Origin of the sequence: Methylocystis sp. MJC1 (assembly GCF_026427715.1) — a bacterium.
Lineage (GTDB): Bacteria > Pseudomonadota > Alphaproteobacteria > Rhizobiales > Beijerinckiaceae > Methylocystis.
On sequence record NZ_CP107558.1, the window covers coordinates 1,017,553 to 1,033,591 of the forward strand.

The following is a 16,039-nucleotide window of genomic DNA, read 5'->3' on the forward strand; positions in this document are numbered from 1 at the left end:
CGCGCGTCATGCCCGCGCTTGACGCGGGCATCCGTCTGGATGCTTGCTCATATGCATCGCTTTGCCCGGAGGGCTTCGCAGCCCCGGGGCGTGGATGGCCGGGAGCCCGGCCATGACGCGAGAAATTCACTTGCGGTGGATGTAATCCATCCGCCGCCGAAATGGAAACCCCCAAGAAAGTCCCCCATGCGCGAGAAGATCAACCAGGACCTCAAGGACGCCATGAAGGCCCGCGACAGCGCCAAGGTCGACGCGCTGCGGCTCATCAATGCGGCGCTCAAGGACAAGGACATCGAGGCGCGCGGCGCGGGCAAGACCCTGACCGGGGACGACGTGCTCGCGCTCCTTCAGAAGATGATCAAGAGCCGGCAGGAGTCGCTCGACATCTTTGAGAAGGCCGGCCGCGCCGATCTCGCCGACAAGGAGAAAAGCGAGATCGCGGTGATCTCGAGCTATCTCCCGCAGCAGCTCTCGCAAGAGGAAGTGGCCGAGGCGGTGAAGGCGGCGATCGCCGAGGCGGGGGCGACGTCGATCAAGGACATGGGCAAGGTCGTCGCTGCGCTAAAGGCGAAATACACCGGCCGCATGGATTTCGCGAAAGCGAGCGCTGCGGTGAAGGCGGCGCTGGGGGGCTAAGGCGCCTTATCCGAAAGAGCCCCCTCCCTGTCCTTCCCCCGCTTTGCGGGAGAGGGGACGCTCACGATCAGCTTTGCTGATGAAGGCCACAATCTTCCCCCTCTCCCGCGAAGCGGGGGAGGGTCGGGGAGGGGGCGTCTCAGCGCCACATCCCATAAAAATGGTTCGGCGGCCCCCGGCCCTCACCTAGCTCCAGCGCCTCCGCCGCTTCCAGCGCCCCCTCCAGCCAGACCTTCGCCGCCGCAATGGCGTCGATGAGCGACGCGCCCTTGGCGAGGCCGGCGGCGATGGCGGAGGAGAGCGCGCAGCCGGTGCCATGGGTGTGCCGGGTCGCGATGCGGCGACCATGGAAGAGGCGGGTCTCGCCGTCGGCGACGAGCACATCGACCGGCTCGCCGGAGAGATCGCCGCCCTTCACCAGCACGGCCTTGGCGCCGGCGTCGACCAGCATGCGGCCTTGCGCGATCATGTGATCCGTCGTGCGGGCGGGAGGCGTCTCCGACAGAGCCGAGGCCTCGAAGATATTGGGCGTCACAAGGCGCGCGAGCGGCAGCAGCTCTGAAATGAGCGCGCGCTCCAGCCCCGCCGCGGCGAGGCTCGCGCCTTGCGTCGGAACCAGCACGGGGTCGAGCACGACATTCTGCGGCGCCGCGCCCAGCGCCCCGGCGATCGCCGCTGCGATCTCAGGCGTCGCGACCATGCCGATCTTGACGGCGTCTGGCGGAAGGTCGGCCATTACTGCGGCGATCTGCGCCGCGACGATATCAGGCGCGACCGGGAAGGCGGCGATCACGCCCCGCGTATTTTGCGCGGTGAGCGCGGTGATCGCCGCCATGCCGTAGCAGCCGAAGGCGGAAAAGGTTTTCAAATCCGCCTGTATGCCGGCGCCGCCCGAGGGGTCCGAGCCGGCGATCGAGAGGAGCTTGCGCGTTTTGTTCAAATCCCGCTTGCTCCTCACGCGTCTCAGCTATGCAATTCGCGCCCGCCGGGCCAGGCGGGCTCCTTCTTCTCGTCGTAGTCGCTATAGGCCTTTTTGAGTCCGCTCAACACTTCGGCTGAAGTTTCGAACATGGCCTTGAGCTGCGGCTCGTCGACCTTCTCGATGTCCTCGTGCAGGCGGTTGATCGTCTCCTGGAGATAGGCGGCCATCTGGCGGATATGCTGGTGAGGATCGCTTTCGGCTTTGTTGGTCATGGCGGTGGCTCTTTGACGCAGGTTCATCGGGATAGCACTTAAACCCGAAGGGAGCGGGGGCGTTCCTGCAGATTTTGGCGATGGAGGGGAGACTGCATGAGCAAGGCGCCGCGCAACGCCCGCTCCTTCGAGATGATCGACATCGCTGACCTGCATCGGCTGGCCGATATCGCGCACGCGCGGCTCGAAAAGGCGTTCGTCGCGCATCCGCCCAAGCGCGCGCTTTACGACGGCCATCTTCTCGTGATCTGCCTCTGCCAGGGCGCCGCCGATCATTTTCTCGCCCCCACGGCCAGCGACGGGGTGCAAGACTTCGACATGTGGGCTTTCTTTCGCCGGCGCCCCGGCGCGCGCCTGTGGAACCGCAAGCCTTTCACGGCGGATTTTGGGCCGTCGCGATTTGACCGCAACCCGCTGGACCCGCCGAAATACGCAGGCCGGCGGGTGGACGTTTTATGGCGCGACATCCCTTGCGAAGCGGGCGCCGTGGAGGCGGTCACGGCCTATTTCCGTGCCCCGCAAACCGAAAGCGCGCGCGCCCTGCGCAAGAGGGCGGCCGTTGTGGCCTGGCCCTCGGAAACAGCAGGTTTCGTGATCTGGCGGCCTGCTACCGGATAAAGGAAGCGGCGCCGCTACTGCTTTGGCAGCGTCAGCAGGCCTGCGTCGCCGTTGTCCGCCCCGAACAGCAGGCGCGCGCCTTTGGCGTCCCAGGCCAGCGTGCTGATGCGGGCGTTCTTGGCCTCGTCCGCCGGGCGCCGCACGAGGATCTCCGAGCCGTCCGTCACGCGCGCCAGCAACACCATCCCGTCCTCGTAGCCGATCGCGACGACCAGCGCGCCGGGGTGGAAGGCGACGCGGGTCACCGGCACATTCGTGCGCACGCCGCATTCGCGCGGGCTTTGGCCCATCGGTCCGTCCTTGCCCGAGAAGGGCCAGAGGATGCAGGCGTCGGCGCCCGAGGTGGCGAGCCATTTTCCGTCGAAGGACCAGGAGAAGCTGCGGGTTTTGCCGGGATAGCCCGCCATGCGCATATGTTTGGCGTCGGCGATGCGCCAGCCGTGCAGCATGTTCTCCTGCATGGAGGTGACGAGAAAGCGCCCGTCGGGCGAGATCGTTGCGTCGAGATGCGAGCCGCTCCAGGAGAGGACCTCGGGCTTGCCGGCGTTGGGGAACCACAGCGTCGCGCCATTGTAATGGGCGGCGGCGAGGCGGTAGCCCTTGGGGAAGAAAGCGAGGCCCCGGCAGGTCGAGGGCAGATCAATCGATTTGACCTCTCCCTTGGCCGAGCGGGCGCGGGCGTTGCGGCCGGCCGACCACGCGATCGCGCCTTCATGCAGGGCGAGCGCGTCGATCCATTTACCGTTCTCGTCGGCGATGGCCTCGGTTTCGCCATTGGCGTCGATCGCGACCACGCGGCCGTCGTCGCCGCCGGTGACAAGCCGCCGGCCGTCGCTCGACGCCGCGAGTATGGCGGCGTCCGGATGCGCGAGCACCCGGCAGCCTTCCTCGGCGTCGCCTAGAAAAACATTTCCGTCGGCCAGCGCGAAGGCGGGCGTATCGGCGAGCCAGGCGCCGGCGACGACGGAATCGCCGAGCGCGAGCGGCTCGACCGCGGAGGTCAGCGACGGATATTCAGCCAAGTAAAAACTCTCTTGTCAGGCGGCGTCGTCAGCCGGGCGCCCGCCAAGGCCGATCGGCAGGACCGGGCGGCGCTTGCGGAATTGACCGCGCATTACCAGAGCGAATGCGATCGCGTCGAGCCCCGCGAGCGTCAGCCACCAGAGCTGCTCGGCGGCCGGCCCCAGCAGGCAGATGACGAAGCCGGCCGCCACGCCCCCGAGCAGAAAGGGCGCGAGGGCCGCGCGCGCCTGGCCGACGACGAGGCTCGCCCGGGCAAGGGCCAGTGTAAGCGCGGCCGCGCCCAGAGCCCCGAGATCGAACCAGATCTGGAAGATCAGGCTGCGGGGGGTCGTGGGCGGCAGATAGCCGCCGAGCACGCCCCAGGTCGCAGCGCCGAAGCCATGGCCGAGCAGCGTGCGCGGCCCATCGCTGGCGATCATCCGCCCCCAGAAGGCAAGATGCTTGAAGAAATCAGGCGAGTGCTCAGGCCAAACCGCATGCGCCGCGACCGCGGCCAGAGGCGCAAGGAGCGCGACCGCCGCCATGAAACCGGCCAGCACGCGCGATCCGATTCGCGGTCGGCCGAAGGCGAATCCGAAGACGATCGCGCCGCCGATGAGGGCCGGCAGCGCGTTCGGCGCGCCTGCGAGGAAGCAAGCAAGGAAGGTGGCAAATCCCAAGCCGCCCGCCATGACCCAGCGACCGCGCACCGCCAGGGCGCCCATCGCCGGCCAGACAAGCAGCGCGAGGCCGAGACCGGCGCGCCCGAGCGGGCTCACGTCCAGAATGTCCTCGACCGAATATTTCGGGGCAGTCAGCAAGGTGATCGCGACGAGCGCGACGGCGGAGGCCGCAACGCCGATCGGCAACAGATTGAGGTTGGAGGTCTTGGTGCGCAGCGGCATGAAGCTCGCCGCGGCCGCAACGAGCGCCATGGTCGCCGCCGCCTTGCCAAAGCGCTCGGCCGGCCCCTCGAAAGGCGTCCAGACAAGGGATACGCCGGCCCAGAACGCAAGGAGCAGCGCCGCCCAGACCGGCGGCGAGGCCAGGAGCGCTTTCAGCGAGCTTCCAGAATGGTTGGTGCTGGACAGCAGGGCCGAGGCGAGGAGCAGCGCCGCGCCGACCGGCAGCAGGATATAGACCGTCTGCCGCGCGAGGATCGGCGCAAGCAGCGAGATCACGAAGAGCATGAACACGCCGATCCTGAGCAGAAGGCGCGCGGCCTCCTCGGATGGGTCGTCTGCAGGTCCTCGTGAAAAACTGGTCATTGGCGCGCCGGCTGGCTCGATCGGGTCTGTAATATTCAGATTAGATCGAAACGCTGATCGGCAAGTGTGCTGCGGCGCACGAATTTGATCCTTTGAGCTATTTTTTTCTGAAGTGTGTCTCTTTTGCCCATTCGTTTCGCACCCCTTCGTCCTGCTCCAAGGCGCAAAGCTGCCGCAATGCAACGAGACGTTGTGGCGCGAGCTTGGCGAGAGCCCAGACCGCGGCGCCGCGCACGAGCGAATCGGCGTCGGAGAGCAGCCGCTCCGCGTGATCGGCAAGCGAGGCCGCGCCGCTGTTGCCAATGGCGACGAGAACATTGCGGATGAAACGCGCACGGCCGATTCGCTTGATCGGCGAGCCGGAAAAGAGGGCGCGAAAGTCGGCGTCGTCGAGCTGAGCGAGTTCGGCGAGGGCGGGGCTTTCCAAATCGGGTCGGGCGGCGAGCTTCGCCTCGCGCGCGACATGGGCGAATTTGTTCCAGGGGCAGACGGCGAGGCAATCGTCGCAGCCATAAATCCGATTGCCGATGGCGTCCCGGAACGCGCGCGGGATCGGGCCCTTGTGTTCGATCGTCAGGTAGGAGACGCAGCGGCGCGCGTCGAGCTGGTAGGGCCCGGTGAAGGCGTTCGTCGGGCAGGCGTCGAGGCAGTTGCGACAGGAGCCGCAATGGTCGCGCTCGGGCGCGTCGGGCGCAAGCGCGAGATCGGTGAAGATTGCGCCGAGAAAGAGCCAGGAGCCGAAATCGCGGGAGACGAGGTTGGTGTGCTTGCCTTGCCAGCCGAGTCCCGCCTGTTGCGCGAGCGGCTTCTCCATGACCGGGGCGGTGTCGACGAAAACCTTAACGTCGCCGCCTCCGGCGCGCTTGAGCATGAAGGCGGCGAGCTGCTTCAGACGCCCTTTGACGATGTCGTGATAGTCGCGGTGGCGCGCATAGACCGAGATCGCGCCCGCCTCGCGATCTGCAAGCAAGGAAAGCGGATCGGCGGATGGCCCGTAATTGAGGCCGAGCATGACGACGCTTCTGGCTTCGGGCCACAACGCCTTCGGGGAAGAACGGCGGTCGGCGGTCTCCGCCATCCAACCCATATCTCCATGCGCGCCAGACGCGAGCCACGCGCGCAGGCGTTCGGCCAATAGCGGATCAGCCTCTGCGGTTGTGAAGCGGCAGGCGTCGAATCCGAGGCTGAGGGCGTGGGCGCGGATGGCGCTCTCGATTGTCATTGGGCGGCAGATATAGCGCACGCAGGGACCGCGAGCCTTGGCTCGCTTCAGAAAAATGCGCGCCCGAAGGCGCGCGGTCCGGGCAGCCTTAGAAATCCAGCTCGGCGTAATAGGGTCCGGGAGTCATGCCTGGCGCGCGATCGGCGAGCAGCGGGCGGAAGGCGGGCCGCGACTTGATGCGCTGATACCAGTGTTTGGCCGCCTCGTCCTCCTCCCAGGGGGCGTCGCCGAGATAGTCGACGCAGGAGAGATGCGCGGCGGCGGCGAAATCCGCATAGGTGAGGCGATCGCCCGCGATCCAGTTTCGCGCGCCCGTCAGATAGCCGATATAGCGCATGTGATGGCGGACATTGGCGCGCGCGACTCGCACGAGGTCCATGTCCGGCGCGCCGCCCTGCGGCGAAAAGCGCTTGTAGACCTTCTCGTTGACCAACCAGCCGGTCACTTCCTCGAAAAATTTCACGTTGAACCAGTCGACCAGCCGGCGCGTCTCGATCCGAGCGTGCTTCTCCTGGGGCAGGAGGCGTTGCGGACCGTGCTGGGGGCCGTAGGTTTCGTCCAGATATTCGGCGATCACGGCGCTTGGAACGATTGTCCCGTCATCGTCGATGAACAGGGGCGTCCGACCGGCGGGATCGAGCGAGAGGAATTCCGGCCGGCGGTCTGTGGCGCGTTCCTCGATCAACTCGGCGGTGACGCCATATTCCGCGAGGATCAGCCGGATGAAGCGCGAATGCGGGCAAAGCGGGTAATGGTAAAGAAGGGGCATGAGGCCTATTCGCGGTGCGCGGGACGACCACGCTCGGTTCCTGTATGGTTGAACTCGGCTAAAGCCGCAAGCGGGCGCTTTTGCGGCTGCACTTGGGCGCAAGGATATGCCATGATTCGTTTCATCCTCGCAGCGACAATGATCTTTTGCGGCTTTGCTCGGGCAGAATCCCTCAGGGACACGACGCCCAATGTCTCTGTCATCGGCGAGGCGTCGGAGGAGGTGGCCCCGGACCGGGCCGTCTTGCATTTCGGCGTCGTAACCGAGCGTCCGACGGCGGCGGCGGCGTCTTCCGACAACGCCCAAACCATCGGGGCCATCCTTGCGCAGCTCAAGACCATGGGCGTCGCCGAGGCCGACGTGCAGACGCAGGGCGTCTCTCTGTCGCCGACCGAGGAGCGGGACGCGAAGGGCAAGCCCAAAACCATCCAGATCTACAGGGCGAGCAACAGCTTGGCGGTTTTCGTGAAGCCAGCCGAAAAAGCCGGCGACGTCATTGGCGCGGTGATCGACAAGGGCGCCAATAGCCTCGACGGGGTCGATTACGACAGCTCGGACCTGACCGCGAAACGGGACGCGCTGCGCGCCGCGGCCGTGAAGGACGCCGAGCGGCGCGCGCGGGTTTACGCCGAAGCCGCCGGCCTGAGGCTCGCCCGCGTCTTGGAAATTCGCCCGCTAGACGAAACCGCGCCAACGCCCCTGGCGGAGGCCCGAGTCGCGGCGGCTCGCGGCGCGACTTCCGTGCCGCTGCGGCCGGGGTTGCAGCGCGTCACCGAGCGCGTCTTCATCACCTGGGCGCTGGCGCGTTGATTTCTCAAGCCTTGGGCAGGCTGCGCGAAATTAAAGCGAGGTGCCTAGCTGCTTGCATGTCATTCAGGCGCCGCATTGCGGGATTACACGCTATAATGCGTGGCGCGATAGGCTAAAGCCATATCGCCGTCTCGTAGTGAGGCTGCCCATGGCGAATGTCATTTTCTATGAAAAGCCCGGCTGCGCCAGCAATGCAAAACAAAAGGCGCTGCTGCTCGCCTCCGGCCATCAAGTAGACGTCCGTGATCTCCTGCACGAACCTTGGAGCGCATCGAGTCTACGTCCTTATTTCGCGGCGAAGCCCGTGCGTGAATGGTTCAACGCCGCTTCCCCGCGCGTGAAATCGGGAGAGGTGAATCCCGACGGCGTCAATCCGCAGGAAGCGATCGTAATGATGATCCTCGATCCTGGCCTGATCCGCCGGCCGCTCATGCGAGTGGGGGATCACTGCGAGTCGGGCTTCGATCCGGCCGCCGTGAATCGTTGGATCGGGCTAAAGCCCGACGCAGATGGCGTTTCGGATCGCTGCGCAATGGACGCCGCCTGAGGTAACGGGAACCGAACGGCGTCTTGCGCATTTCTTCCCAAACGGAACGAGAGGGCGAGCGCTGATGCCGCTTGAGCACATTGAGTCCGAAATCGTGCGGGAGGACAATGGTTTCTCCTTCTCGATGCGCATTAGAGGCGCCCAGCAGACTGTTCGGGTGTTTGTCTCCGATGACGCCCTGGAGGGCGATTCCGCGCTCCCGGACGACGAGGAGCTGAGAACGCAGCTCGAGACCGACCGTGCGGCGCTGGAGGCGGTCGCCAGCGAGAAATACGCCCGGGGCCAAGTGGCCGCCGATGGCGTCGTCGCGATCACCCTGACCGATGTGGTGAAATTCATCGATTAGACGGTGAAAAACTCCGAAACCACCGCGCGGCGGAAAATGGCGCTTGCCAAATAGTCTATTCCAACTATAGACTTTCTAGGTCTAATAGATGGAGTAGAGATATGCATAAGGGTAGGGGGAAGCTCAACGCGCTTCTTCGCATGCTGGCGGTGGCTGGGGCTTTTGGCGTTTTCGGCGGGGTTTCGGCTCATGCGGGCCAGGCCCTCTTGAACGTATCCTACGATCCCACGCGCGAGCTCTATAAGCAGATCAACCCCGCCTTCGCGGCGGACTGGAAGGCCAAGACCGGCGAGACCATCGAGCTGCAAGCCTCGCATGGCGGCTCCGGCGCGCAGGCGCGTGCGGTGATCGACGGCCTCAACGCCGACGTGGTGACTTTGGCGCTCGCCGCCGACATCGACGCCATCGCGACGAAAACCGGCAAAGTCCCAGCCGATTGGCAGAAGCGCCTGCCGAATAATTCCTCGCCCTACACGTCGACGATTGTTTTCCTTGTTCGCAAGGGCAATCCGAAGGCGATCAAGGATTGGGACGACCTCGCCAAGCCCGGCGTCGCGGTGATCACGCCCAATCCCAAGACCTCCGGCGGCGCGCGCTGGAACTTCCTCGGCGCCTGGGGCTATGGACTGGATAAATTCAAAGGCGACGAGGCCAAGACCAAGGATTTCGTCAAGGCGATTTACAAGAACGCCCCTGTGCTCGACACCGGCGCGCGCGGTTCGACCATCACCTTCGCGCAGCGTGGATTGGGCGACGTGCTGATCGCCTGGGAGAACGAGGCCTTCCTTGCGCTCCAGGAGTTCGGCGCGAATAAGTTCGAGATCGTCGCGCCGAAGATCTCGGTGCTGGCCGAGCCGCCGGTCGCGGTAGTGGAAGCCAATGCGGAGGCCAAGGGCAATAAGAAAGTCGCCGAGGCCTACGTCAACTTTCTCTATACGCCGCAGGCACAGGCGATTATCGCCAAGAACTTCTATCGCCCGGCGCATCCTGAAGCCGCGGCGAAGGAAGATCTGAAAAAACTGCCGAAGATCGAGTTTTTCACGGTCGATAAAACCTTCGGCGGCTGGGCGTCTGCGCAGAAGAAGTTCTTCGCCGATGGCGGCGTCTTCGACGATATCCAGAAACAAGAGCCTGCGAAGTGACCTCCCCGACTTTCGCAGGACGCAACGCTCGGCGCTTCAAAGCGCCGAGCGTCATCCCCGGTTTCAACCTCACCTTCGGCTATACGCTGCTCTATCTGGGGCTCATCGTGCTGTTTCCCCTGGCGACGCTGGTGTGGCGCTCGTCAGGGTTGGGTTTTTCCGGCCTCTATCGGATTGCGCTCGAGCCGCGCGTGGCCGCGTCTCTGCAGACAACCTTTCTGATCTCCTTTCTTGCGGCGGTGATCGATCTCTTTTTTGGCCTGATCGTCGCGTGGACGCTGACGCGCTACAATTTCCCCGGCCGACGCCTGCTCGACGCCTTTGTCGACCTGCCTTTCGCCCTGCCGACGGCGGTCGCGGGCATCTCGCTCGCCGCGCTCTATGCGCCGAATGGCTGGTTCGGCGCGCCGCTCGCCGATTTCGACGTGAAGATCGCTTTCACGCGCTGGGGCATTCTCGTCGCGCTCGTCTTCATTGGCCTGCCCTTTGTGGTGCGCACTGTGCAGCCGATCATCTCCGAGCTGGAAGTCGAACTTGAAGAAGCCTCCGGCACGCTTGGCGCATCGCGCCTGCAGACAGTGGTGCGCGTGCTTTTGCCGCCGCTCGTGCCCGCGCTTCTGACCGGCTTCGCGCTCGCCTTCGCGCGCGGTGTCGGCGAATATGGTTCAGTGATCTTCATCTCGGGCAACATCGCTTATGTCTCCGAGATTGCGCCGCTTCTGATCATCGTGAAGCTGGAGCAATATGACTACGCCGGCGCAACGGGCATCGCGACCATCATGCTCGCCATTTCTTTTGTCGCGCTTCTCGTCATCAATCTGATCCAGGCCTGGAGCCGGAAGAGGTTCGGTCATGTCTGAGACCGCCATCGCGTCTCTCCCGCACGCCCGCAGGGGCGCGAAAGTGCGTCCCGTGACGCAGGATGCGCCCGTCGCGCGCTCTCTGCTGATTGCGACGACCTTCGCCTTTCTGCTGATCTTTCTCTTCGCGCCGCTCGCCGTGGTTTTCACCGAGTCGATCGCCAAGGGCTTTCCAACTTTTCTGGAAACTTTCAGCGAGCCCGACGCAGTCGCGGCCATCGAGCTGACGCTGATGGTCGCTGCCATCGTTGTGCCCGCCAATCTGGTCTTCGGCCTCGCCGCCGCCTGGTCGATCGCCAAGTTCTCTTTTCCTGGAAAGAGCCTCTTGGTCACGCTGATCGATTTGCCCTTCTCCGTGTCGCCTGTCGTTTCGGGTCTTGTCTATGTGCTGGTCTTCGGCGCGCAGGGGCTCTTCGGGCCTTGGCTCTCGGCGCATGGTTTTCAGGTGATTTTCGCCGTGCCGGGCATTGTGCTCGCGACGGTCTTCGTCACCTTTCCCTTCGTCGCGCGCGAGCTCATTCCGCTGATGCAGGAGCAGGGAACTTTGGAGGAGGAAGCGGCGCTGACACTCGGCGCCTCGGGCTTCACGACCTTCCTCACAGTGACGCTGCCAAACATCAAATGGGGCCTGCTCTATGGCGTGCTTCTGTGCAACGCCCGCGCGATGGGCGAATTCGGCGCAGTCTCCGTCGTCTCGGGCCACATTCGCGGCTCAACCAACACAATTCCGCTGCAGGTGGAGATTCTCTACAATGAGTACAACAACGTCGCCGCTTTCGCGCTCGCGGTTCTCCTTGCAAGCCTGGCGCTCGTCACGCTCGGAATCAAAACTTTCCTCGAATGGCGGCACGCCGACGCTCTCGCAGGGCGCGGAAGGCGGCACTGACATGAGCAAGCAAGGTTTCGCCATTCGCGTCGAAGACGTCGCGCAGGATTTCGGCGCCTTCGCGGCGTTGCGCGACGTCAGTCTCGACATTCAGCCGGGCGAGCTCGTCGCGTTGCTCGGTCCTTCGGGGTCGGGCAAGACGACTCTTCTTCGGGTGATCGCAGGGCTGAACGCGCCCGATCGCGGCCATGTCTATTTCGACGGCGAGGATGCGACCAATCTTCCCGTGCAGGACCGACGCGTCGGCTTCGTGTTCCAGAATTATGCGCTCTTCAAGCACATGACGGTGGCCGACAATATCGCCTACGGCCTCAAGGTGCGTCCGCGGCGCTCGCGGCCGTCGCGCAGCGAGATCGCGGCGCGCGCTGAAGAGCTCTTGAAATTCGTGCAGCTCGAGGGGCTCGGCGGCCGTTATCCGGCGCAGCTTTCGGGGGGCCAGCGCCAGCGCGTGGCGCTCGCCCGCGCGCTGGCGATCGAGCCGCGCGTGCTGCTGCTCGACGAGCCCTTCGGCGCGCTCGACGCGCGCGTGCGCAAGGATCTGCGCCGCTGGCTGCGCGAGGTGCACAAGGAGACGGGGCTCACCACGGTTTTCGTTACGCATGACCAGGACGAAGCCATGGAGCTTGCCGATCGCGTCGTCGTGCTGAACGAGGGACGCATCGAACAGATCGGCACGCCCGCCGATCTATATGATCAACCGGCCTCGCCTTTCGTGATCTCCTTCGTCGGCGAAGCGGTGGCGCTTCCTGTCAACGTCGACGCTGGCCATGTGACCTTCGGCGCCAGAACGCTGCATATCGACACGCATGGCCTGCGCAGCGGCCCTGCGCGCGTGTTCTTCCGCCCCGCCGATATTGCCGTTGCGGCAGATGGCGCAGGCGAGTTGGAAGGGCGTGTCGAAAGCCTGCGCCGCACGCCGGCCGGCGTGCGCGCGACGATTGCGATCGACGGCTATGATCAGACGCTCGAAATCGACTCGCCGCTCGACCGGGCGGCGGCGCTCGGCGATCGCGTGCCGCTGTCGCTTGCAAAAGCCCGCATCTTTCCGTCGAGCGACAGAGAGGCAGTCGATTTCGTCGAGGCGGGGGAGGGCATTTGAACGCCTCCTTGGCCGATGTTTCGCAAACGTCACGCGCCCCGCCGGGCGAGTGGAACTCGGATCTCTATCTTAAATTCGAGGAGGAGCGCACACGCGCGGCGCGGGATCTGCTTGCGCGCATCCCATATTGCGAAACGCGGCTCGTCTACGATCTTGGTTGCGGGCCCGGGAACAGCACGGAGCTGCTGACCCGAAGCTTTATGGGCGCCGAGGTCGTGGGCGTCGACAAGTCCGACAATATGCTCGCAGTGGCCCGCGCGCGCGTGCCAAGCGCGCGTTTCATCAAGGAAGACATCGCCAATTGGGCGCCGCCCGCGCGCGCCGACGTCATTTTCGCCAACGCCGCTCTGCATTTCCTTCACGACCATCGAAAGCTGATGGAGGCGTTGCTCGATTCGCTGTCTTCTGGCGGGCGCCTCGCGGTGCAAATGCCCGACAATACGCATGAGTTCTCCCATGCGGCCATGCGCATGGTGGCGGCGGACGGACCTTGGGCCGATCGGCTGGTGCCTGTCGCAAAATCGCTAACGGTGATCGGACAGGCCGACGAATATTATGATCTATTCGCGCCCTTCTGCCGCCACATCGACATTTGGCGGACGGTCTATATCCATCCGCTCGATGGTCCCCAAGGCGTCGTTGATTGGTTTGAAGGTTCGGGGCTTCGGCCATTTTTAGATTTGCTGAATGCGGAAGAGAGCGCCGATTTTCTATCGCGCTACCGCGATCGCCTTGCGCAGGCTTATCCAAGGCAACCGAACGGCAAGGTGCTTCTGCGCTATCCGCGACTCTTCTTCGTGTTGCAAAAATAGCCAACAGCGGCGCTCTTGCAGTGCGCGCGGCGTGCAAGCACGCAATTTGCATTAAATTTTGCCTTGTCGCGAAACGAGCGTCAGCTTAACTGCTGCTTCTTCTTTTCTCCGCGCAGCTCGCCGGCGGGTCGCCAAGTCCAAATGTGACTTTACGGCAACGGTTGAGAATCAAAGTTTACATAGTCTATTAAATCAATAGACACTGGCATTTTGGTGCGGTTTGAATGGCGATCAGGAACGCTGGCGAGGTGTGGCGCCGGCCTGGACCATGCAGTTGAAGGACGAGGGGTGGGGATGTTGAATTTGCAGCGGCAGTTGAAGCTTGGCGTCGCGGTTGCGGCGCTTATGGCGATCGCGCCCGCTTGGGCTTTTGCCCAAGAAAAGGCCGCCGCCAACGCGGTCGAAACGAAAAGCCAAGAGACAAAAAAGAAGGGGGCAAAGGCGGACAAATCACTGAAGCCAGCTGTTGGTCAGTCCGCCGAAGCCAAGCCCCAAGAGCCGAAAAGCTACTATGTGCCCACGCGCGCCTATCGTCTGGAGCCGCAGCCCGACATCCCGCCCTACGTGCGCAACCTTGGGAAGACCTATAAGGAATTCGAGGGAATCGACTGGCTGAACGTCGGCCTCGATTCGCGCGTGCGCTTCGAGTATCGCCAGAACGACTACCGGCCCTGGACCGACACGACGCAAAACCCGCCGTCGTCCCAACGTAAATACTATCCCAACTCGCTCTGGTTGTCGCGCACGCGCGTCTATCTCGGCGTCCAGAATATTCTCGACCCGTTCCGCGCCGTCGTCGAATTCCAGGATTCGCGCGCTTTCAACAGCATCTATCAGTATCAGGGTCAGGAGATAAACCAGACCGATCTGATCTCGGCCTATGGCGAGCTTTACTTCAAGGACGCCTTCGGCAAGGACGATCGCGGCAACGACCGTCCCTTGGTTGCGCGCGCCGGCCGCTTCCATTTCGAACTGCTCGACCGTCGTCTGATCGCGGAAAACGAGTTCCGTAACACGACGAATAATTTTGACGGCTTTCGCATCAAGATCGGCAAGAAGGACAACGACTGGGATCTCGACAGCTTCCTGGTGCGCCCGGTCATCCGTAACCCTTACGAGTTCGACCGGCCCGACTGGCAGAACTGGATTTACGGCAGCGTGCTCAGCATTCGCCGTTGGTCGGAATATGCGACGATTCAGCCGTACTTCCTCGGTCGCAAGCAATTCGCCGACCCCTTCAACACATCGAATGCGCTCAAGGTCGCGCGCGAGACCTACGCCCCGGGCGTGCGCATTTACGGTGTGCTCGGCAATTTCGACTATGATTTCGACATCAACAAGCAGCTCGGCTACACGGGCGAGTTCGCGCCGATTGGTTCGAATACGACTGCCGTGCAGAGGACGGTGCAACTGGACGCCATCGCCTATGGCGTCGAGGCGGGCTATACATTCGCTGATCATCCTTGGAAGCCGCGCGTCAGCCTCGTTTACACATATGGCTCCGGCGACAAGAGCCCCTATAGCAGCGTCAGCCAGAACTTCGATATTTTCTACGGCTTCAACCAGCCTTTCTCTCGTAACGACTATATGGCGTGGAACAATCTGAAGGCGCCCAAGGCGCGCCTCGAGTTCACGCCAGCCAAAAACCTGCAGATCGACACCGCCTTCAGCGCCTATTGGCTGGCAAGCGCCGCCGGGCCGTGGGAGCGCGCCAATCTCTCTGCGCCGCTGGGCAACAGAGGGACTTTCGTCGGCACGGAGTTCGACATCCGCGCCCGCTACAAGCTTTCCCAGTTCATCAATCTGTCGGCGAGCTACGCCCGATTCTGGCCGGGCTCATTTACGTCGAGCTTCGCGCAGGCGGTGGCGCTGCAGCCCTATTATCCGCAGTCTTTCCCCGGTCAGACGGGGACGACGAACGGGCTGACGGCGAAGCCGACCGACTTCTTCTACCTCGAAGCGAGTGTGAACGCCTTTGGCGACGGCAACCCGATCACAAAGGATCCGGTGTCGCAGTTCAAAGAGAGCTTTGGGCAGGCGAAAGCGCCGAGCTGGCGCGACGTCTATGTCGGTCTGAACGCGGGCGGGGCGTGGTCGAGCCCGTTCTGGAATGGCGCTGTCTATCCCATCAGCAATGCGGCCGCGAGCACGCCCGTGGCGCTCGCCTCGACGATGCCCGCCGGCAGTAGCAATCTTGCCGGCTTCGTCGGCGGCCTCCATCTCGGCACGAACTGGAAATTCGACAACAACGTCGTCGCGGGCCTGGAGGCGGATCTTCACGGGGTCTCCGGCAATACGGCGATGAAGTGGCAGGCGAACTGGGTCCCCGTCGGCTTGAACGCTTTCATCAACTATGACCAGCGCACGGCGACGCTCAACTATCTCGGCACGATCCGCGGCCGGCTTGGCTATCTGGTGACGCCCACCGTTCAGCTCTACGGCACGGGCGGCATGGCCTATGGCGGCGTGACCTCCAATACGGCGCTGTTCACGCGGCGCGCGGCGGGCACGAATATCACCAATGCCACGGCGACGTTCGACGATTCGCGCATTGGTTGGACGGCGGGCGGCGGCGTGGAGTGGATGTTCATGCCGAATTGGTCGGCGAAGGCCGAGTATCTTCGTTACGACCTTGGATCAGTCTACGCCCGCGGCGCCGCCGTTCAGCCTAACGGCTTCTATGCCGTGGCAACGAATACGCGCACAACATTCGACGGAAATCTCATCCAGGCTGGGATCAGCCGGCATTTCGATATGCTGGCCAAAGATTGAGCTGGGCGCGCTGACAGCGATCTAGAAAAGGCCCGCGGGAGCTCTCGCGGACCTAT

The 16,039-nt window shown here is 63.8% G+C and carries 17 protein-coding genes; 11 read left to right on the forward strand and 6 right to left on the reverse strand.

Features of this window, described 5'->3' with window-relative positions:
• Nucleotides 1-186 precede the first annotated feature (186 nt).
• A complete protein-coding gene (locus OGR47_RS04965) occupies nucleotides 187-636 on the forward strand; it encodes a GatB/YqeY domain-containing protein (protein WP_165054652.1) in 450 nt (149 codons plus the stop codon).
• Between the two features lie 139 nt (nucleotides 637-775).
• Here the strand turns inward: OGR47_RS04965 and thiD are convergent, their stop codons facing one another.
• Together thiD and OGR47_RS04975 are read right to left on the reverse strand one after the other, a co-directional pair.
• A complete protein-coding gene (gene thiD / locus OGR47_RS04970) occupies nucleotides 776-1,576 on the reverse strand; it encodes a bifunctional hydroxymethylpyrimidine kinase/phosphomethylpyrimidine kinase (protein WP_165054649.1) in 801 nt (266 codons plus the stop codon).
• A gap of 23 nt (nucleotides 1,577-1,599) precedes the next feature.
• The gene (locus OGR47_RS04975; RefSeq protein ID WP_165054647.1) at nucleotides 1,600-1,830 is read right to left on the reverse strand and encodes a hypothetical protein; all 231 of its coding nucleotides are present in this window, start codon (nucleotides 1,828-1,830) and stop codon (nucleotides 1,600-1,602) included.
• Nucleotides 1,831-1,926: 96 nt separating this feature from the next.
• On the opposite strand from OGR47_RS04975, the gene OGR47_RS04980 reads away from it, so the two are divergent.
• Entirely contained in the window at nucleotides 1,927-2,448 is a 522-nt protein-coding gene (locus OGR47_RS04980; RefSeq protein ID WP_165054644.1) for a hypothetical protein, read from the forward strand.
• Between the two features lie 14 nt (nucleotides 2,449-2,462).
• On the opposite strand, the gene OGR47_RS04985 is transcribed toward OGR47_RS04980, so the two are convergent.
• From OGR47_RS04985 to OGR47_RS05000, 4 genes are all read right to left on the reverse strand, one after another.
• Nucleotides 2,463-3,470, reverse strand: coding sequence for a WD40 repeat domain-containing protein (locus OGR47_RS04985; protein WP_165054642.1), 1,008 nt, complete (start codon nucleotides 3,468-3,470; stop codon nucleotides 2,463-2,465).
• A 15-nt stretch (nucleotides 3,471-3,485) separates the two neighbouring features.
• Entirely contained in the window at nucleotides 3,486-4,718 is a 1,233-nt protein-coding gene (locus OGR47_RS04990) for a hypothetical protein (RefSeq protein ID WP_165054639.1), read from the reverse strand.
• A gap of 97 nt (nucleotides 4,719-4,815) precedes the next feature.
• Nucleotides 4,816-5,940 (reverse strand): tRNA epoxyqueuosine(34) reductase QueG, encoded by a 1,125-nt coding sequence (gene queG / locus OGR47_RS04995; RefSeq protein WP_165054838.1) that lies wholly within the window; start codon nucleotides 5,938-5,940, stop codon nucleotides 4,816-4,818.
• A gap of 88 nt (nucleotides 5,941-6,028) precedes the next feature.
• Nucleotides 6,029-6,709, reverse strand: coding sequence for a glutathione S-transferase family protein (locus OGR47_RS05000; RefSeq protein ID WP_165054636.1), 681 nt, complete (start codon nucleotides 6,707-6,709; stop codon nucleotides 6,029-6,031).
• A gap of 111 nt (nucleotides 6,710-6,820) precedes the next feature.
• Here OGR47_RS05000 and OGR47_RS05005 point away from each other — a divergent pair, with 111 nt between their 5' ends.
• The 9 genes from OGR47_RS05005 (at nucleotide 6,821) to OGR47_RS05045 (ending at nucleotide 15,983) form a co-directional block, all read left to right on the forward strand.
• Nucleotides 6,821-7,519 (forward strand): SIMPL domain-containing protein, encoded by a 699-nt coding sequence (locus OGR47_RS05005; RefSeq protein ID WP_165054633.1) that lies wholly within the window; start codon nucleotides 6,821-6,823, stop codon nucleotides 7,517-7,519.
• A 148-nt stretch (nucleotides 7,520-7,667) separates the two neighbouring features.
• The gene (locus tag OGR47_RS05010; RefSeq protein WP_165054631.1) at nucleotides 7,668-8,066 is read left to right on the forward strand and encodes an ArsC/Spx/MgsR family protein; all 399 of its coding nucleotides are present in this window, start codon (nucleotides 7,668-7,670) and stop codon (nucleotides 8,064-8,066) included.
• Nucleotides 8,067-8,130: 64 nt separating this feature from the next.
• Nucleotides 8,131-8,412 carry a hypothetical protein gene (locus OGR47_RS05015; RefSeq protein ID WP_165054628.1) on the forward strand — a complete coding sequence of 94 codons (282 nt, stop codon included), beginning with the start codon at nucleotides 8,131-8,133 and terminating at the stop codon, nucleotides 8,410-8,412.
• 140 nt (nucleotides 8,413-8,552) lie between these two features.
• The gene (locus OGR47_RS05020) at nucleotides 8,553-9,554 is read left to right on the forward strand and encodes a sulfate ABC transporter substrate-binding protein (protein WP_206527476.1); all 1,002 of its coding nucleotides are present in this window, start codon (nucleotides 8,553-8,555) and stop codon (nucleotides 9,552-9,554) included.
• Nucleotides 9,551-10,414 carry a sulfate ABC transporter permease subunit CysT gene (gene cysT, locus OGR47_RS05025; protein ID WP_165054622.1) on the forward strand — a complete coding sequence of 288 codons (864 nt, stop codon included), beginning with the start codon at nucleotides 9,551-9,553 and terminating at the stop codon, nucleotides 10,412-10,414. Before OGR47_RS05020 ends, cysT begins: the two co-directional genes overlap by 4 nt.
• A complete protein-coding gene (gene cysW, locus OGR47_RS05030; RefSeq protein WP_165054619.1) occupies nucleotides 10,407-11,300 on the forward strand; it encodes a sulfate ABC transporter permease subunit CysW in 894 nt (297 codons plus the stop codon). Before cysT ends, cysW begins: the two co-directional genes overlap by 8 nt.
• A gap of 1 nt (nucleotide 11,301) precedes the next feature.
• On the forward strand, nucleotides 11,302-12,399 hold the full coding sequence (locus tag OGR47_RS05035) for a sulfate/molybdate ABC transporter ATP-binding protein (protein WP_165054617.1): 1,098 nt from the start codon (nucleotides 11,302-11,304) through the stop codon (nucleotides 12,397-12,399).
• A complete protein-coding gene (gene tam / locus OGR47_RS05040; protein ID WP_246729786.1) occupies nucleotides 12,396-13,211 on the forward strand; it encodes a trans-aconitate 2-methyltransferase in 816 nt (271 codons plus the stop codon). Before OGR47_RS05035 ends, tam begins: the two co-directional genes overlap by 4 nt.
• Nucleotides 13,212-13,424: 213 nt before the next feature.
• Nucleotides 13,425-15,983 (forward strand): alginate export family protein, encoded by a 2,559-nt coding sequence (locus tag OGR47_RS05045; RefSeq protein WP_267270097.1) that lies wholly within the window; start codon nucleotides 13,425-13,427, stop codon nucleotides 15,981-15,983.
• Nucleotides 15,984-16,039: the final 56 nt, after the last annotated feature.

What these genes read in the sequence shown, in the direction of transcription:
- OGR47_RS04980 (WP_165054644.1), top strand. Translation starts at nt 1,927, where the DNA reads ATGAGCAAGGCGCCGCGCAACGCCCGCTCCTTCGAGATGATCGACATC.
- OGR47_RS05035 (WP_165054617.1), top strand. Translation starts at nt 11,302, where the DNA reads ATGAGCAAGCAAGGTTTCGCCATTCGCGTCGAAGACGTCGCGCAGGAT.
- OGR47_RS05000 (WP_165054636.1), bottom strand. Translation starts at nt 6,709, where the DNA reads ATGCCCCTTCTTTACCATTACCCGCTTTGCCCGCATTCGCGCTTCATC.
- OGR47_RS05010 (WP_165054631.1), top strand. Translation starts at nt 7,668, where the DNA reads ATGGCGAATGTCATTTTCTATGAAAAGCCCGGCTGCGCCAGCAATGCA.
- OGR47_RS05005 (WP_165054633.1), top strand. Translation starts at nt 6,821, where the DNA reads ATGATTCGTTTCATCCTCGCAGCGACAATGATCTTTTGCGGCTTTGCT.
- OGR47_RS04965 (WP_165054652.1), top strand. Translation starts at nt 187, where the DNA reads ATGCGCGAGAAGATCAACCAGGACCTCAAGGACGCCATGAAGGCCCGC.
- OGR47_RS04975 (WP_165054647.1), bottom strand. Translation starts at nt 1,830, where the DNA reads ATGACCAACAAAGCCGAAAGCGATCCTCACCAGCATATCCGCCAGATG.
- cysW (WP_165054619.1), top strand. Translation starts at nt 10,407, where the DNA reads ATGTCTGAGACCGCCATCGCGTCTCTCCCGCACGCCCGCAGGGGCGCG.
- OGR47_RS05015 (WP_165054628.1), top strand. Translation starts at nt 8,131, where the DNA reads ATGCCGCTTGAGCACATTGAGTCCGAAATCGTGCGGGAGGACAATGGT.
- OGR47_RS05020 (WP_206527476.1), top strand. Translation starts at nt 8,553, where the DNA reads ATGCTGGCGGTGGCTGGGGCTTTTGGCGTTTTCGGCGGGGTTTCGGCT.
- queG (WP_165054838.1), bottom strand. Translation starts at nt 5,940, where the DNA reads ATGACAATCGAGAGCGCCATCCGCGCCCACGCCCTCAGCCTCGGATTC.
- OGR47_RS04990 (WP_165054639.1), bottom strand. Translation starts at nt 4,718, where the DNA reads ATGACCAGTTTTTCACGAGGACCTGCAGACGACCCATCCGAGGAGGCC.